General features: G+C 72.6%; 16 protein-coding genes. 11 read left to right on the forward strand and 5 right to left on the reverse strand.

The window, feature by feature from the left end; translation table 11 throughout:
• Position 1: 1 nt before the first annotated feature.
• Positions 2-955: an NAD(+) diphosphatase gene (gene nudC, locus AC3EUJ_RS08370; protein WP_431960381.1), complete on the forward strand. Its 954-nt coding sequence runs from the start codon at positions 2-4 to the stop codon at positions 953-955.
• 55 nt (positions 956-1,010) lie between these two features.
• On the opposite strand, the gene AC3EUJ_RS08375 is transcribed toward nudC, so the two are convergent.
• Positions 1,011-1,268, reverse strand: a complete 258-nt coding sequence (locus tag AC3EUJ_RS08375; RefSeq protein ID WP_431960382.1) for a mycoredoxin — start codon at positions 1,266-1,268, stop codon at positions 1,011-1,013.
• A 154-nt stretch (positions 1,269-1,422) separates the two neighbouring features.
• Between AC3EUJ_RS08375 and AC3EUJ_RS08380 the strand changes: the two genes are divergently transcribed.
• From AC3EUJ_RS08380 to AC3EUJ_RS08400, 5 genes are all read left to right on the forward strand, one after another.
• Entirely contained in the window at positions 1,423-3,633 is a 2,211-nt protein-coding gene (locus AC3EUJ_RS08380; protein ID WP_431960383.1) for an ATP-dependent DNA helicase UvrD2, read from the forward strand.
• 164 nt (positions 3,634-3,797) lie between these two features.
• Positions 3,798-4,076 carry a hypothetical protein gene (locus tag AC3EUJ_RS08385; RefSeq protein WP_431960444.1) on the forward strand — a complete coding sequence of 93 codons (279 nt, stop codon included), beginning with the start codon at positions 3,798-3,800 and terminating at the stop codon, positions 4,074-4,076.
• A 105-nt stretch (positions 4,077-4,181) separates the two neighbouring features.
• Positions 4,182-4,529, forward strand: coding sequence for a WhiB family transcriptional regulator (locus AC3EUJ_RS08390; RefSeq protein ID WP_431960384.1), 348 nt, complete (start codon positions 4,182-4,184; stop codon positions 4,527-4,529).
• Positions 4,526-4,837 carry a hypothetical protein gene (locus AC3EUJ_RS08395; RefSeq protein ID WP_391577641.1) on the forward strand — a complete coding sequence of 104 codons (312 nt, stop codon included), beginning with the start codon at positions 4,526-4,528 and terminating at the stop codon, positions 4,835-4,837. Before AC3EUJ_RS08390 ends, AC3EUJ_RS08395 begins: the two co-directional genes overlap by 4 nt.
• A 73-nt stretch (positions 4,838-4,910) precedes the next feature.
• Complete coding sequence (locus AC3EUJ_RS08400; RefSeq protein ID WP_326572546.1) at positions 4,911-5,111, forward strand: hypothetical protein; 201 nt, start codon at positions 4,911-4,913, stop codon at positions 5,109-5,111.
• 22 nt (positions 5,112-5,133) lie between these two features.
• Here AC3EUJ_RS08400 and AC3EUJ_RS08405 read toward each other — a convergent pair whose 3' ends face one another.
• Positions 5,134-6,504, reverse strand: coding sequence for an ABC1 kinase family protein (locus AC3EUJ_RS08405; RefSeq protein WP_431960385.1), 1,371 nt, complete (start codon positions 6,502-6,504; stop codon positions 5,134-5,136).
• A 71-nt stretch (positions 6,505-6,575) separates the two neighbouring features.
• Positions 6,576-7,697 (reverse strand): TOMM precursor leader peptide-binding protein, encoded by a 1,122-nt coding sequence (locus tag AC3EUJ_RS08410; protein ID WP_431960445.1) that lies wholly within the window; start codon positions 7,695-7,697, stop codon positions 6,576-6,578.
• Positions 7,698-7,913: 216 nt separating this feature from the next.
• Between AC3EUJ_RS08410 and AC3EUJ_RS08415 the strand changes: the two genes are divergently transcribed.
• From AC3EUJ_RS08415 to AC3EUJ_RS08430, 4 genes are all read left to right on the forward strand, one after another.
• Complete coding sequence (locus tag AC3EUJ_RS08415) at positions 7,914-8,489, forward strand: M48 metallopeptidase family protein (protein WP_431960386.1); 576 nt, start codon at positions 7,914-7,916, stop codon at positions 8,487-8,489.
• Between the two features lie 83 nt (positions 8,490-8,572).
• The gene (locus AC3EUJ_RS08420; RefSeq protein WP_431960387.1) at positions 8,573-10,234 is read left to right on the forward strand and encodes a TerD family protein; all 1,662 of its coding nucleotides are present in this window, start codon (positions 8,573-8,575) and stop codon (positions 10,232-10,234) included.
• Between the two features lie 12 nt (positions 10,235-10,246).
• Entirely contained in the window at positions 10,247-10,930 is a 684-nt protein-coding gene (locus AC3EUJ_RS08425; RefSeq protein WP_431960388.1) for an AIM24 family protein, read from the forward strand.
• A gap of 15 nt (positions 10,931-10,945) precedes the next feature.
• Positions 10,946-11,707 (forward strand): AIM24 family protein, encoded by a 762-nt coding sequence (locus tag AC3EUJ_RS08430; protein ID WP_431960389.1) that lies wholly within the window; start codon positions 10,946-10,948, stop codon positions 11,705-11,707.
• A gap of 33 nt (positions 11,708-11,740) precedes the next feature.
• Here the strand turns inward: AC3EUJ_RS08430 and AC3EUJ_RS08435 are convergent, their stop codons facing one another.
• The gene (locus tag AC3EUJ_RS08435; RefSeq protein WP_431960390.1) at positions 11,741-12,268 is read right to left on the reverse strand and encodes an NUDIX hydrolase; all 528 of its coding nucleotides are present in this window, start codon (positions 12,266-12,268) and stop codon (positions 11,741-11,743) included.
• On the reverse strand, positions 12,265-13,710 hold the full coding sequence (locus AC3EUJ_RS08440; protein ID WP_431960391.1) for a zinc-dependent metalloprotease: 1,446 nt from the start codon (positions 13,708-13,710) through the stop codon (positions 12,265-12,267). Before AC3EUJ_RS08440 ends, AC3EUJ_RS08435 begins: the two co-directional genes overlap by 4 nt.
• A gap of 128 nt (positions 13,711-13,838) precedes the next feature.
• On the opposite strand from AC3EUJ_RS08440, the gene AC3EUJ_RS08445 reads away from it, so the two are divergent.
• Positions 13,839-14,942, forward strand: a complete 1,104-nt coding sequence (locus AC3EUJ_RS08445; RefSeq protein ID WP_431960392.1) for an SDR family oxidoreductase — start codon at positions 13,839-13,841, stop codon at positions 14,940-14,942.
• Position 14,943: the final 1 nt, after the last annotated feature.

Genomic DNA, 14,943 nt, shown 5'->3' on the forward strand with positions numbered 1-14,943 from the left:
CTTGTCCGATACGTCCGGAACCGACACCAACTTCGACGCGACCGCCTTCCCGCCGCCCCTCGCCCGGTCGTCCGGCGTGGACCGCGCCGCCGAGCACCGGCTCGACGAGGCGTGGCTGGCGGCAGCCTGGAGCCACCCGACGACGCGGGTGTTCGTGGTCTGCGGGGGACAGGTCCTGGTCGAGGAGACCCCGGACGGCCGCACCGAGCTGGTCATGATGCCGAGCTTCGAGGCGCCGGAGAGCGAGGTGCACCGCTACTTCCTCGGCATCGACGAGGAGGGGGTGCGCTACTTCGCGCTGCAGAAGGACTCGCTGCCGGGGCGCCTGGACGACGCGGCCCGCCCGGCCGGGCTGCGCGAGGTCGGGGCCCTGCTGTCGGACCGCGACGCGGGCCTGATGGTGCACGCGGTCGCGCTGGAGAACTGGCAGCGCATGCACCGCTTCTGCTCGCGCTGCGGCGAGCGGACCGTGGTGGCGGCCGCGGGTCACATCCGCCGCTGCCCGGCCTGCGGCGCGGAGCACTACCCGCGCACCGACCCGGCGGTGATCATGCTGGTCACCGACGAGGAGGACCGGGCGCTGCTGGGCCGCCAGGTGCACTGGCCGGAGGGGCGCTTCTCGACGCTCGCGGGCTTCGTGGAGCCGGGGGAGTCCCTCGAGCAGGCCGTGGTGCGCGAGGTCGCCGAGGAGGCGGGTGTGACCATCGGCGAGGTGTCGTACGTCTCCAGCCAGCCCTGGCCGTTCCCCTCCAGCCTGATGCTGGGCTTCATGGCGTGCGCCACGTCCGCGGAGATCACTGTGGACGGCGAGGAACTGCACGAGGCGCGCTGGTTCTCCCGCGAGGAGTACCGCAAGGCGATGGAGACCGGGGAGGTGCTGCCCCCGTACGGGATCTCCATCGCCGCGCGGCTGATCGAGCGCTGGTACGGGATGCCGCTGCCGGCGCGCCGCTGAGCGCGGTCCCGTCCGGCCCCGGCCGCGCCCGCGGCGCGGCCGGGCCGGGCCGGCCTCAGCCCGCGAGGGCCTGCTTGACCTGGGCGAGGCTCGGGTTGCTGAGCGCGACCGCTTCGGCGCCGCTCTTGGGGGACACCAGGAGCGTCGGGACGAGCTGGTTGCCGCCGTTGACGCTCTCGACGAACTTCGCCGAGTCCGGGTCCTGCTCGATGTTGACCTCCGTGTAGGCGATGCCCTCACGGTCCAGCTGGCCCTTCAGGCGGCGGCAGTATCCGCACCACGTGGTGCTGTACATCGTCACAGTGCCGGACATCGGTGTTCGCTCCTTCAAGGCTGGTGATGACGTCGATCCCGAGAACGCTAACCCCTCGCCTCGGCATTCCTTGCAATCGTTCGCGGTACGACCATCCCACCTCAGCTGTGGATAACTTTCCCGGCCCTCTCCCGGGACCTGGCAGCATGGCGGGGTGACTGCAGCAACACACTCCCCGCTCTTCCCGGACTTCCCCGCCGTCCCGGACTCGGCGGACGCCGTGCTCGCCGGGCTCGACCCCGAGCAGCGCGCGGTCGCCACCGCCTTGCACGGCCCGGTGTGCGTGCTGGCGGGAGCCGGCACGGGCAAGACGCGCGCGATCACCCACCGGATCGCGTACGGGGTGCGGGCCGGGATACTGCAGCCGGCCAGTGTGCTCGCGGTCACCTTCACCGCCCGTGCGGCGGGGGAGATGCGCGGGCGGCTGCGGCAGCTCGGCGCGGGCGGTGTGCAGGCGCGCACCTTCCATTCCGCGGCGTTGCGCCAGCTGCAGTACTTCTGGCCGCGGGCCGTCGGCGGGGAGATGCCGCGGCTGCTCGAACGCAAGATCCAGCTCGTCGCGGAGGCCGGTGCCCGCTCCCGCATCCGGCTGGACCGCAACGAGCTGCGCGACGTCACCGGCGAGATCGAGTGGGCCAAGGTCACCCAGACCGCCCCCGAGGACTATGCGGCGGCCGCCGCCAAGTCCACCCGGGACGTGCCCCGCGACCCCGCCGAGATCGCCCGGATCTACACGACCTACGAGCAGCTCAAGCGCGACCGCGGCGCGATCGACTTCGAGGACGTGCTGTTGCTCACCGTCGGCGTCCTGGAGGACCGGCCGGACGTCGCCGACGCGGTCCGCTCCCAGTACCAGCACTTCGTCGTCGACGAGTACCAGGACGTCAGCCCGCTGCAGCAGCGCCTGCTGGACCTGTGGCTCGGCGGCCGGGACAGCGTCTGCGTGGTCGGTGACGCCTCGCAGACCATCTACTCCTTCACCGGCGCCACCCCGGAGTTCCTGCTCGGGTTCCGCAGCCGGCACCCGCAGGCCACGGTGGTCAAGCTGGTCCGCGACTACCGTTCCACCCCCCAGGTGGTGCACCTGGCCAACGGGCTGCTGTCCCAGGCCCGGGGCCAGGCCGCCCAGCACCGCCTGGAGCTGGTCTCGCAGCGCGAGGCCGGCCCCGAGCCGGTCTACACCGAGTACCCCGACGAGCCCGCCGAGGCCGAGGGCACCGCCCGGCGGATCCGCGAGCTGATCGACGACGGCGTGCGGCCCAGCGAGATCGCCGTGCTCTACCGGGTGAACGCCCAGTCCGAGGTCTACGAGCAGGCGCTCGCCGACGCCGGTGTGCCCTACCAGCTGCGCGGCGCCGAGCGCTTCTTCGAGCGCCCCGAGGTCCGGGAGGCCGGGATGCTGCTGCGCGGCGCCGCGCGGGCGGGCGGCGGCTCCGACCCGGGCCTGGACGACGCGGACCTGCCCGCGCACGTGCGGGCGGTGCTCGGCAGTCGCGGCTGGTCCACCGAGCCCCCGGCCGGATCGGGCGCGGTCCGTGACCGCTGGGAGTCGCTGGCGGCCCTGGTGCGGCTCGCCGAGGACTTCTCCCGGGCCCGGCCGCAGGCCTCGCTCGCGGACTTCGTCGCCGAGCTGGACGAACGCGCCGGCGCCCAGCACGCCCCGACCGTCGAGGGCGTGACCCTGGCCTCCCTGCACGCGGCCAAGGGCCTGGAGTGGGACGCGGTGTTCCTGGTCGGCCTGACCGAGGGCACCATGCCGATCACCTACGCCAAGACCGACGAGCAGGTCGAGGAGGAGCGCCGGCTGCTCTACGTGGGCGTCACCCGCGCCCGGTTCCACCTCGCCCTGTCGTGGGCGCTGTCCCGCTCGCCCGGGGGGCGCGGCGGCAGGCGGCCCTCGCGCTTCCTGGACGGGCTGCGGCCGGGTTCGGCGGCCCGGGGCAGGGCGGGCGGCCGTTCGGCCGCCGCGGGGGGCGTGGAGCGCGGCTCGGGCGGCAGGAAGCGGCGCGGGCCGGTGCAGTGCCGTGTGTGCGGCCGCACCCTGTCCGACGCGGGCGAGATCAAGCTGATGCGCTGTGAGGACTGCCCCTCCGACATGGACGAGGCGCTGTACGAGCGGCTGCGCGAGTGGCGGGTGGAGCAGGCGAAGGCACTGGGCCAGCCGGCCTACTGCGTCTTCACCGACAAGACGCTGCTGGCGATCGCGGAGGTACGGCCCACCACGGAGGGGGAGTTGTCCGTCATCTCCGGGGTGGGGGCCCGCAAACTGGACAAGTTCGGTGCCGACGTCCTGGCGCTGTGCACGGGTCGGGAGCCCGGCGGTGAGGCCGGTGACGAAGCTGTTGCAGAAGAGCCCGGAAAATAGTTTGCGCGCCCCGAGGAAATCCCCATAGCCTGCGTGAGCGCGGACGGCGCGGCTCTGTGAAGGACCTTCCCGGAGCGGTGCGATCCGTGATGTACTGACCCAGCACCACCTGTCAGACCAGCCCGACGAGACGCCGAGAGGAGGCGAGACCAGTGATCAGCTTCATGACGAAAATGACCGATCGTCCGGTCGTCGCCGCCTGCTCCCTTGGTGCCTCGCTCCGTGGCACCGGTCTGTCCAGCCGCCTGTCCGGCGGTCTGCCCACCACCGCTCTCTCCATTCGGGAGCGCGGCGGCGAGCGACCGACGCAGGCGCCGGCGGTGGCAGTAATGGCTGAGGCTCAGGCCTATGCCTTTGCGGCGACCAATGGTGCCGGAAACCAGAAGCAGCAGCACCCGAAGTGGGCCCTCCGCGGGCTCGAACCCTGGAGTGATCCAGTCTGATCGACGATCAGGCCGGCGCCTTCAGGGCCGCGGAATCCCAGACCGGGATCCGCGGCCCTTCTGTTTTCCCCACCCCCCGACAAACAGATGAGGAACGAAGCGATCGTGCATCTCACCTCGCACGCACCGTCCGTACCCGCCCCAGTTCGCCCGCCTGACCCGGAGGTCCCCTTGCTGCCCCTCACCGAGCTCGACGACGAGATCGACCGCCTCGGCGTCCCCGTCCCGTGCCGGACCTACGACCCGGAGGTCTTCTTCGCCGAGTCCCCGGCCGATGTCGAGTACGCCAAGTCGCTGTGCCAGACCTGCCCGGTCCGCGAGGCCTGCCTCGCCGGTGCGAAGGACCGCCGTGAGCCCTGGGGTGTCTGGGGTGGAGAGCTCTTCGTCCAGGGCGTCGTGGTGCCGCGCAAGCGTCCCCGTGGCCGCCCGCGCAAGAACGCGGTTGTGGCATGAAGCGTCCAGCCGTCGGAACGATCGACCGTCCCCTCACGCACGACCCCAAGAAGCAGGCCCCGATGAACCCGTCCGTCACCGAACGCCCCGCCCCGCCGTCCGACGCTCCCGCTGAGCGTCAGAACAGGAACCTCGAAATGCAACTCATGCCAGAAGCCCTGGCCCGTGCCCATATGCAAGAGCGCCTCTACGAGGCCGAGCACGAACGGATGGCCCTGCGCGTGCTCAACGCCCGGCGCCTGCAGCGCCGCGCCGAACGCGCTTCGCTCCGCGCCCGCCGGGCGCTGGCGATGGCCGTGATGCAGTAGCGCTCGCACATCGGCAACGACACACAACCGCGGGGCCGGTCGATTTCGACCGGCCCCGCGGTATCGTCACGAAGTGGACCAGAAGACTCAATTCGAACGGGTCGGGACTGCTCCCACGACGACGACGTGCGCCCGGTGCGGGGCCGTCGCCGAGGGACTCCCCCTCACCTGGACCTGCTCCGTCGAGAACGGCAGCCGCGTGTACTTCTGCGACGACTGCGCCCGCACCAACATCCGCAGTATCGAGGGCCGGCTGGACTCCTCCTGGTGGTAGGGCCGGCCCGGCCGCCCTGCGCCTAGGCCGAGGCGTCCTCGGTCTCGGGCAGCGGGGCCGGCTCCTCCCCGGAGAAGCCCGGCAGCCACTGGAGCAGCTCGTCCCGCAGCCTGACCGTGGCCGCCAGCTGGCACAGCACCCCGATGGTGCTGAGCGTCACCCGGTGGATGAGCAGGTACGAGGGCGGCAAATTGAGCTGCTTGCCCAGCTGGTGTGCGGGTGAGCGCGGGTCGGCGATCCGCGCCGCCTGCGCGCGCATCCAGCCGCGCGCGAAGGTGAACTCGTCCACCGCCGCGGGCTCGATGATCGGCCGCAGGTAGTCCAGCACGGCGTCGGGGTCGAGTGCGATCGTCGGCTTGACGAAGCCCTCCTGGCGGAGCATGGAGTGCACCGACTCCGCGTCGTCCGCCAGCGCCAGCCGCAGCGCCGTTCCTATCGGCAGCGGCAGACCCTCGGGGAGGCGGTCCACCGTGCCGAAGTCCAGCACACCCAGCCGCCAGCCCTCCGCCGGGCCGTCGTCGACCAGCAGCCGGAAGTTGCCCGGGTGGGGATCGGCGTGGAGCAGCCCGGTGCGGGCCGGACCTGCGAAGAGGAAGTGCGCCAGCAACTGACCCGCGCGGTCGCGCATCTCCGCCGTGCCCCGCGAGATCACCTCCGCCAGCGGCACCCCGTCCATCCACTCCGTGACCAGCACCTGGTTCGTGCGGTGCACCACATCCGGCACCACCACGTCCGGGTCGTCGGCGAACTCCACCGCGTGGGCGTGCTGCGCCTGGGCCTCCAGCTCGTAGTCCAGCTCCTCCGAGACCCGGTCGCGCAGCTCCGAGATCAGCGGCTTGATGTCCATGCCGGGGATGAGCGGCCCGAACAGCTTGGCCACCCGGCCGAGTTGGTTGAGGTCCGACAGCAGGGCGTCCCCCGCGCCGGGGTACTGGACCTTCACCGCGACCTCGCGGCCGTCGTGCCACACGGCCCGGTGCACCTGGCCGATCGAGGCGGCCGCCGCCGGCTGGTCCTCGAACTCGGTGAAGAACTCGCGCCAGTCCTCGCCGAGGCGCTCGGCCAGCACGGCGTGCACGGTGCGCGCGGGCATCGGCGGCGCCGCGTCCTGCAGCTTGGTGAGGGCGGCGCGGTAGGGGCCCGCGACCTCCTCGGGCAGGGCTGCCTCGAAGACCGACAGGGCCTGCCCGAACTTCATGGCACCGCCCTTCAGCTCGCCGAGGACCTTGAAGAGCTGTTCGGCCGTCCGCTCCTGCAACTCGACGGCGACCTCTTCCGCGGGGCGCCCGCCGAGCCGCTTGCCCAGTCCCAGTGTCGCCCGCCCGGCGAATCCCAGTGGGAGCGCCGCCAACTTGGCGGTGCGGGTCACCGCTTTGCGCGGAAGATCAGACATGCGCCCCCTCTTTCCCGATCGGTCACGTCGTCATTGTCCCCCGCCCCTCCCGAAGCATGGCACCGACCGTGTCACAAACCTCCGGCGTCGTCGGTCGCTCCGGCAGCCGCGGCGTGCGCACCGCACCCGCATCTGCGGTCCCCGGGCACCGGCCGCACGTCCGTCGTCAGCCGGGCGAGGCCCATCTCGACGCGACCGCCGCAGCTCGGCGGCCGGCCACCGTCGACGAAGGCCAGGGCGTGGGCCGCGGCGAGCCCCGCGACCATGGTCGCCAGCGCGACGTCGCAGGCGGGGACCCCGCCCCGGCCGGAACGCAGCTGCGCCAGCACCCTGGGCCAGGCCGCGTCGGCGTCCGCCATCCGCAGCCCCAGGCATCCCGCGCACCCCGTACTCCCCGGCACCACCAGGGGACCCACCACCCCCCGGCCTTCCAGCACCCCCGCGTACAGATGGGGGATCCCGGCGGCCATCAGCGGCTCGGCCTCCTGCGCGTCGGGGGCGTAGGCGGCCAGGCCGTCGCGCGGCGCGACCACCACCAGCGACAGCGCGGGCTCCGGCGCAGCGGACGGCCCCCGGCGGCCCACGGCCGACGCGCGCGGATCGGGTGCCGCCCTGCGCACCAGCCCGCGCGCCGCCGCGTCCCGGCGCTCGCCGATGTGCTCGGCGGGGATGCCGCCCGGCGCGGTGTCCCAGGGCTCGACCCGGCCGCCGTCGCGCACGTCGACCCGGCCCACCCCCGCCGCGGACAGGACCGCCGCGAGCGTGGCGCCGACCCGGCCCGCCCCGGCCACCCGCACCCGTGCGGCCCGCCGCCGGCCCATCCGGTCCGCCGCACCGCCGGGGTCGGAGTGCACCACGGACAGTGCCGCCAGGTCGGGGCGGAGCCGGTCCAGCGCGGCCGAGTGGTGCCGTATCGTCTCGGAGAGCTCGGCGTGCGCCGTCGCGTCGTCCAGCACACCGCCCTCGGCCAGCAGCCCGAGCAGCCGCCGGGCCTGCGGGGGCCGCAGCCCCAGCGATTCGGCCTCGCGGGCGAGCGGACCGAGTCCGCGCGTACCGTCGAGCAGGTCGAGGAAGGCGGCGGCCGCGCCGTCCACCGGGTCCAGGACGACCGCGTGCGCGGGGTCGACGCCGAATTGCAGACTTTCCCGGCTGCGCCAACTGCGGCGCATCGCCGGCTTGAGCATGGGACGCATCGCCACCCCCGTGGGCTCAGTTCCCGATCGAGAGATCGTTCCGATTCCGTGTCAGCCCAGCATGCCCGGAATCCGCGGACGGGCCGTGAAAGTTATCCACAGGTCCTGCGAATGATCACTCGATATGACCGCCACCCGGCATCTTCCCGCCCCCCTTTTTCACCCGGGACCCCCGGGGGCGGGACTTCCCGGACCCGGTGCGGGTAACGTCGGGGCGTGTCCGCCGACCCCGCCCAGAGCCTTTCCGGCCAGCCCCCGCGCGCCCCCCGGACCAGCGCGGTGGAAGTGCGCCGAAGCGCCCGACGACGCCGGACGGTCTCGGCGTACCGTGAGGGCGACGTCACCGTGGTCCTCATCCCCGCCCGGATGTCCGTCGCCGAGGAGAAGCGCTGGGTCACGGTCATGCTCGACAAGCTCGCCGCCCAGGAGAGCCGCCGCCGGCTCGGCGACGACGAGCTGGCCGCCCGTGCCGCGCAACTGTCCGCGCAGTACCTCGGTGGCCGCGCGATACCGCGAAGCGTGCGCTGGGTCACCAACCAGAACTCCCGCTGGGGCTCGTGCACACCGGCCGAGGGCAGCATCCGCCTGTCCCACCGGCTCCAGGGCATGCCCGAGTACGTCGTCGACTATGTGCTCCTCCATGAACTCACCCACCTCCTGGTGCCCGGCCACGGTCCGGACTTCTGGAAGCTGCTGGAGTCCTACCCCCGCACCGAACGCGCGCGCGGGTACCTCGAGGGCGTCGTCGCCGCGGCCCGCCTGCCGCACCCGCCCACGGCACGCGAGGAATAACAGGGGAATAGCCCCTGTCACGGCCAGCGGTTAGCCTGGCGCAACGCAACAAGTACGTACGGATGGGGGGACGGTCCTTAGCAATGGCCAGGGAATTCCAGCGCGGCCACAAGGCCAAGATCAGTGACCTGACCGCAGGGACGGATCTGTACATCGGCGTACAGATCAGCGGCCCCGGTCTCGGCTTCGACATCAGCTGCTTCGGGCTGGACGCCGGGGAACAGCTCTCCGACGACCGGTACTTCATCTTCTACAACCAGCCCAAGTCGCCCGAGGAGGCGATCCAGCAACTGGGGGCGCAGGCCGGGGACACCGAGTCCTTCCGGGTGACGCTGGACCGGATCCCCGCGCAGATCCAGAAGCTGAGCTTCACGGCGACGATCGACGGCGCCGGGCAGATGTCGCAGATCGGCCCGGGCTACGTCAGGATCGTCGCCGGGGGCGAGGAGGTCGCCCGCTACTCCTTCACGGGCGGCGAGTTCAGCACCGAACGCGCGGTCATGCTCGCCGACCTCTACCTCAAGGACGTCTGGCGCTTCGCCGCCGTCGGCCAGGGCTTCGACGGCGGACTGGACGCCCTGCTGAAGAACTTCGGCGGCGAGGTCGCCGAGGAGCAGCAGACCGCGCAGCAGACCGCCGCGGCACCGGGCTTCGCGCCTCCGGCGGGCCCCGCGCCCGGCTTCGCGGCCCCGGCGGCCTCCGCTCCGCCCTCCCCGCCGCAGCCCGCACCGGCCTTCGGCGCTCCGCCCTCCCCGGCTCCGGCCCCCACTCCGGCCCCCGCGCCCGTGCACGCCGCCCCCACCATGGGAGCGCCGATGACCGCGCCGCCGCAGGCGCCCCCCGGCCAGCCGCCGTTCGGCCAGGTCCCGCCGCCGCAGGCCCCTCCGGGTCAGGTTCCCGGCCAGATGCCAGGCCAGCCGCCCTTCGGCCAGCCCCCGTTCAACCAGCCCGCGCCGGGCCAGGCGCCGTACGGCCAGCCCGTCCCCGGCCAGCCGATGCCGGGTCAGGGCATGCCCGGCCAGCCCGCCTTCGGCCAGCCGCCGCAGGCCCCGCACGCCGGCCAGATCCCGCAGACCCCGGGCGCCGGTCTGGCGGCCGCGATGCAGAAGTACCGCGAGCTGCCCACCGGACAGCGCTGGACCCAGCAGAACCCGAAGCTGATGCGCGCCGACCTCGCGCAGGCCGGCGGCCAGCCCGTGCTCGCTCGCCAGGGCAGCATGGTGCTGTACCAGGGCAAGGTCGAGTTCGGCTACAAGGGCGCCGGTTTCACCGGGCGCATCGTCGGCAACATGACCGGCCAGGAGATGCAGCTGATGCGCTGCACCGGCCGCGGCCAGGTCTTCTTCGCCGAGGAAGCGTCCTACCTGCACCCGATCGAGCTCCAGGGGGACGCCATCTGCGTCTCCGCCGAGAACGTGCTCGCCTTCGACGAGTCCCTCCAGCACGAGGTGCGCCGCATCGAGGGCCACGGCATCCCGGGCGGCGCCCTGTTCACCATGCAGTTCCAGGGCACGGGCACGGTCGTGGTCAAGACCCACGGCACCCCGGTGGTGCTGCCGGTCACCCCGACCACATACGCCGACAGCAACGCGATCGTCGCCTGGTCGGCGGCCTCGCAGGTGGTGCTTTCCAGCCAGGTGCGGCTGCGCAGGAACGCCTACCCGGGACACAGCGGGGAGACCGTGAACCTCCAGTTCCGGGGCGCCCCCGGCAACTTCATCATCGTCCAGCCGTACGAGGTCTGAGGGGAGCCCGTCATGGACCAGTCACTGATCTCCGGGTACGCCCCGGCACCGGTCACCGCCCGCATGGAGAACCACGGCAGCAGCATGCTGAAGGTGGCCATGAGCAGCGGTCAGGACCTTTACGCGCGCACCGGCTCGATGGTCGCCTACGAGGGCTTCGTCCAGTACGAGCCCAACCCGCCCGCCGTGCGCCAGATGGCCTCGCAGTGGCTCACCGGCGAGGGCGCACCGATCATGAAGTGCTCCGGCGACGGACTGCTCTACCTCGCCGACTACGGAGCCGACGTCGTCTGCGTGTACCTCAACAACGAGGCGCTGTCGGTCAACGGCAGCAATCTGCTCGCCTTCGACGCCCATCTGCAGTGGGGCGTGGAGCGGGTGAAGGGCCTGGCCAAGTTCGCCGGCCAGGGCCTGTTCAACGTCGGGATCTCGGGCACCGGATGGGTGGCCGTCACCTCGCGCGGCACCCCGGTCGTGGTCGACTGCGGCCGCGGCGAGGACGAGACCTATGTCGACCCGGACGCGCTCGTGGCCTGGTCGAGCGGGCTGAAGACGAAGGCGAAACGCAGCTTCAAGGCGTCGGCCCTCATCGGGCGCGGCAGCGGTGAGGCGTTCCAGATCGGCTTCTCCGGTCAGGGCTTCGTCGTCGTACAGCCCAGTGAGGACAGCACCGACCGCCTCCGAGTCCGGGGCTGAGGGGGAGCAGACACCATGCAGAGCCCGCTTTTCGGCTACACCGAGGTCCAGACCGAGGACCAGTACGCACTCCAGAACCCCTATCTGCTGCGGGTCAAGCTCGACGGCCGTACCGACTGCCTGGCCCGCAAGGGCGCGATGGTCGCCTACCAGGGCCTGATCGAGTTCGACGGCGAGTACCAGAGCCACGCCCAGCGCAACGCCCGTCGACGCACCGGTGAGGGCCTGGACCTGATGCGCTGCTCCGGGCAGGGAACCGTCTACCTCGCCAACCTCGCCCAGCACATCCACGTCGTCGACGTGGATCAGGAGGGCCTGACCGTGGACGGCGCCTATGTGCTGGCGCTCGACTCCGGGCTGCACTGGGAGGTCATCTCCGTCGACAGCCAGTTCGGCATCTCCGGCAGCGGCGCCTACAACCTCAACATCTCGGGGCACGGCAAGGTCGCGCTGATGACCTCGGGCAAGCCGCTGCTGATGCCGGTCACCCCGGACAAGTACGTCTCCGCCGACTCCGACGCGGTCGTCGCGTGGTCGTCCTCGCTCCGGGTGCAGATGCAGGCGCAGACCAGTTCTTCGGGCGTCTGGCGGCGGCGCGGCAACACCGGCGAGGGCTGGGAGCTCAACTTCCTCGGCCAGGGCTACGTCCTGGTGCAGCCCAGCGAACTGATGCCGCCGCAGAACGCCCAGCTCGGCGGCGGCGTCGCCGCCCAGTACGGCTTCGGCCAGCAGGGCGCGCACGGCATGAACCAGGGCAACATCTTCAGCAACCGCTGAGCGCCCGCCGCCGGTCCCGCCCCGCGCGCCGCCTCAGAGCAGCGCGCGGGTGCGGGCCAGCAGCGTCCGGACGGAACCGTCCGCGACGTCGGCGACCTCCTCGTAGGTGAACCACTTCAGGTCGAGCGACTCCTCGCTGATCTCCGCCACCGCGTCGGGCGGCGCGACGGCCGCGTACTGCACGTCGAGGTGCCAGGCGCACGGCGTCGGGTGCCGGTCGAGGTTGACCGGCCCGGGACGCAGCAGGGTCAGTCCGCGGATGCCCGACTCCTCGACGCCTTCGCGCAGTGCGGCGGCGGCCAGCGAGGTGTCCTCCGGCTCGCAGTGACCGCCCATCTGCAGCCACATCCCGAGCTTCTTGTGCAGGGTCAGCAGCACCCGGCCGTGCTCCGGGTCCACCACCAGGGCGCTGCCCGTGATGTGTCCCTCGGCGCAGGACTTCCACATACCGTCCGGGTGCGCCTCCAGGTGGGCCAGGTAGGTCTCACGGAGCCGTTCCTGTCCCTTGTCGGGCGCGGACCAGTCCTTCAGGACGCGTACGGCGTCGTCGTGCAGGCTCACTTCTCGTCGTCGCCCTTGCCCTCGTCGGTGCCGTCGGGCTTGTCCCCGTCCCGCCGGACGTCCTGCGCAGGGCCGCCTGCGGCCTCGCCGAGGATCTTGTCGAGCTCGGAGAAGTCCAGCTGCTCGCGGTGGACGAAGCCGTCGGGGTCGTCCAGGTCGGCGGCGGTCGGCAGCATGTCGGGGTGGGCCCACAGCCCGTCGCGCCCGTCGACGCCGCGCGCGTCGGTGAGCGAGGCCCACAGCCGGGAGGCGTCCCGCAGCCGGCGGGGCCGCAGCTCCAGGCCGATCAGCGTGGCGAAGGTCTGCTCCGCGGGTCCGCCGCTCGCCCGGCGCCGCCGCAGCGTCTCGCGCAGCGCCCCGGCCGACGGCAGGTGCGGGGCGGCCGCCGCGTGCACGACCGCGTCCACCCAGCCCTCGACGAGGGCGAGTGCCGTCTCCAGACGGGCCAGCGCCGCCTTCTGCGCCGGGGTGTCCTCGGGCTGGAACATGCCCTGCTGCAGGGCGTCCTGGAGCGCCTCGGGGTTCGCCGGGTCGAGCTGGCCGACCGCGTCCTCCAGCTTCGCGGTGTCCACCTTGATACCGCGGGCGTACCCCTCGACGGCGCCGAACAGGTGTGCCCGCAGCCACGGCACGTGAGCGAACAGCCGCTGGTGCGCCGCCTCGCGCAGCGCCAGGTAGAGCCGGACCTCGTCCTGCGGCACGCTCAGGCCCTCGCCGAAGACCTCCACGTTGACGGGGAGCAGCGCGGCCTTGCCGGCCGGGCCGAGCGGCAGGCCGATGTCGGTCGAGCCCACGACCTCACCCGCCAGGGTGCCCAGCGCCTGCCCGATCTGCGTGCCGAACATCGCGCCGCCCATGGAGCGCATCATGCCGAGCAGCGGGCCGGCCATGGCCTGCATCTCCTCGGGCAGCACATCGCCCATCGCCGTGCCGACGCGCTCGGCGACCGGGTCGACCAGCTCCTTCCACACCGGCAGCGTCGCCTCGACCCACTCGGCGCGGCTCCACGCCACGGCCGAGCCGGCGCCGGAGGGCATCGACGTCACGCCGTCGAGCCACAGGTCCGCCAGCCGCAGCGCCTCCTGGACCTTCGCCCGGTCCGCGGGGCCCACGCTGGCGTCCTTCGAACCCCCGGGGGTGCCCTGGGCCACCGTCTGCCGGGCGATGTCCTTGGCCATGTCCCAGTTCACCGGGCCGCCCTCGTACGAGAGCATCTGCCCCAGCTGCTGGAAGGCCGCGCCCAGGTCGTTGGGGTTCAGCGAACCGAACATGGCGGCGAAGGGGTTGTCCCCGCCGGGGCCACCGAAGGGATTCCCGCCGCCGAAACCGAAGGGACCGGCCGGGCCCCGGGAGCCGCCGCCGGAACCGCCCGGCTTCTTGCCGTCGTCCCCTTCCTCGGGCTCCTCGGGAGGGACTCCGAATCCGAATGGGATGTCGCTCACGGTTTCCTCGGCTCTGTGTGTTGTGGGCTGTACCTCCAGCCTAGACACCCGTCAGGCAGGATGGCTGCGTACGGACCGCGGTTGCGGACCGCGCACCCGGTACCAGAGACAACCGTGGGAGACACCTGGTGAGTTCCCCAGAACCGACCGTTCGCCCAGAGCGGAGCGGCGGCAGGGCCCACGCCGGACCTGTGGTCGCCGTCACCGGCGCCGCCTCCGGTGTCGGCCTGCGGCTGGCCCTGCGGCTGGCCGAATCCGACCAGGTCAAGAAGGTCGTGGCGATCGACGAACGCCGCGGTGACGTCCCCGGCGCCCAGTGGGCGGTGCTCGACGTACGGGACCCGGCGATCGCCGAGCGGCTGCGCGGCGTGGACGTCGTCGTCCACCTCGCGCTCGACCTGGACCTGGAGTCCGACCCCAAGGCGCGCAGCGCCTTCAACGTGCGCGGCACGCAGACGGTGCTCACCGCGGCGGCCGCCGCGGGCGTGCGGCGTGTGGTGCTGTGCACCTCGGCCATGGTCTACGGCGCCCAACCGGACAACGACATCCCGCTCGCCGAGGACGCGCCGCTGCGCGCGACCGCGGAGGCGTCCTTCGTGGGCGACCTGCTGGAGATCGAGCGGCTCGGCAAGCGCGCCCCGCGCGCCCACCCCGGCCTCAATGTGACGGTCCTGCGCCCGGCCGTGCTGGTCGGCGGCACCGACACCGCGCTCACCCGCTACTTCGAGTCGCCGCGACTTCTGGTGGTGGGCGGCAGCCGCCCCTGCTGGCAGTTCTGCCACGTGGAGGACCTGGTGACGGCACTGGAGCACGCGGCGCTGGAGAAGGTCGACGGCGAGATGGCCGTGGGGTGCGACGGCTGGCTGGAGCAGGAGGAGGTCGAGGAGCTCTCGGGGATCCGCCGCATGGAACTGCCGCCCGCGGTGGCGCTCGGCGCGGCCTCCCGGCTGCACCGGCTCGGGCTGACCCCCTCCCCGGCGGGCGACCTGGCGTACACGATGCACCCGTGGGTGGTCAGCGGCAGCCGGCTGCACGAGTCGGGCTGGCGGCCGAAGTGGACCAACGAGGAGGTGCTGGCCGTCCTGCTGGAGGAGGTCGCCGGCCGCAACTCCGTCGTCGGGCGGCGCCTGGGGCGCAAGGACGCGGCCACGCTCGGCGCGGCGGGTGCGACGGTCGCCCTGGTGGGCACGGCGGCTATGGTGCGGCGGGCGCGCAGACGCCGCGGTGTCTGAG

This window comes from Actinacidiphila sp. bgisy160 (assembly GCF_057707815.1).

Bases quoted from the DNA above. Each gene is read 5' to 3' on its own strand.
- AC3EUJ_RS08375 (WP_431960382.1), bottom strand. From the start codon at position 1,268: ATGTCCGGCACTGTGACGATGTACAGCACCACGTGGTGCGGATACTGC.
- AC3EUJ_RS08385 (WP_431960444.1), top strand. From the start codon at position 3,798: ATGACGAAAATGACCGATCGTCCGGTCGTCGCCGCCTGCTCCCTTGGT.
- AC3EUJ_RS08395 (WP_391577641.1), top strand. From the start codon at position 4,526: ATGAAGCGTCCAGCCGTCGGAACGATCGACCGTCCCCTCACGCACGAC.
- AC3EUJ_RS08405 (WP_431960385.1), bottom strand. From the start codon at position 6,504: ATGTCTGATCTTCCGCGCAAAGCGGTGACCCGCACCGCCAAGTTGGCG.
- AC3EUJ_RS08410 (WP_431960445.1), bottom strand. From the start codon at position 7,697: ATGCGTCCCATGCTCAAGCCGGCGATGCGCCGCAGTTGGCGCAGCCGG.
- AC3EUJ_RS08420 (WP_431960387.1), top strand. From the start codon at position 8,573: ATGGCCAGGGAATTCCAGCGCGGCCACAAGGCCAAGATCAGTGACCTG.
- AC3EUJ_RS08425 (WP_431960388.1), top strand. From the start codon at position 10,247: ATGGACCAGTCACTGATCTCCGGGTACGCCCCGGCACCGGTCACCGCC.
- AC3EUJ_RS08430 (WP_431960389.1), top strand. From the start codon at position 10,946: ATGCAGAGCCCGCTTTTCGGCTACACCGAGGTCCAGACCGAGGACCAG.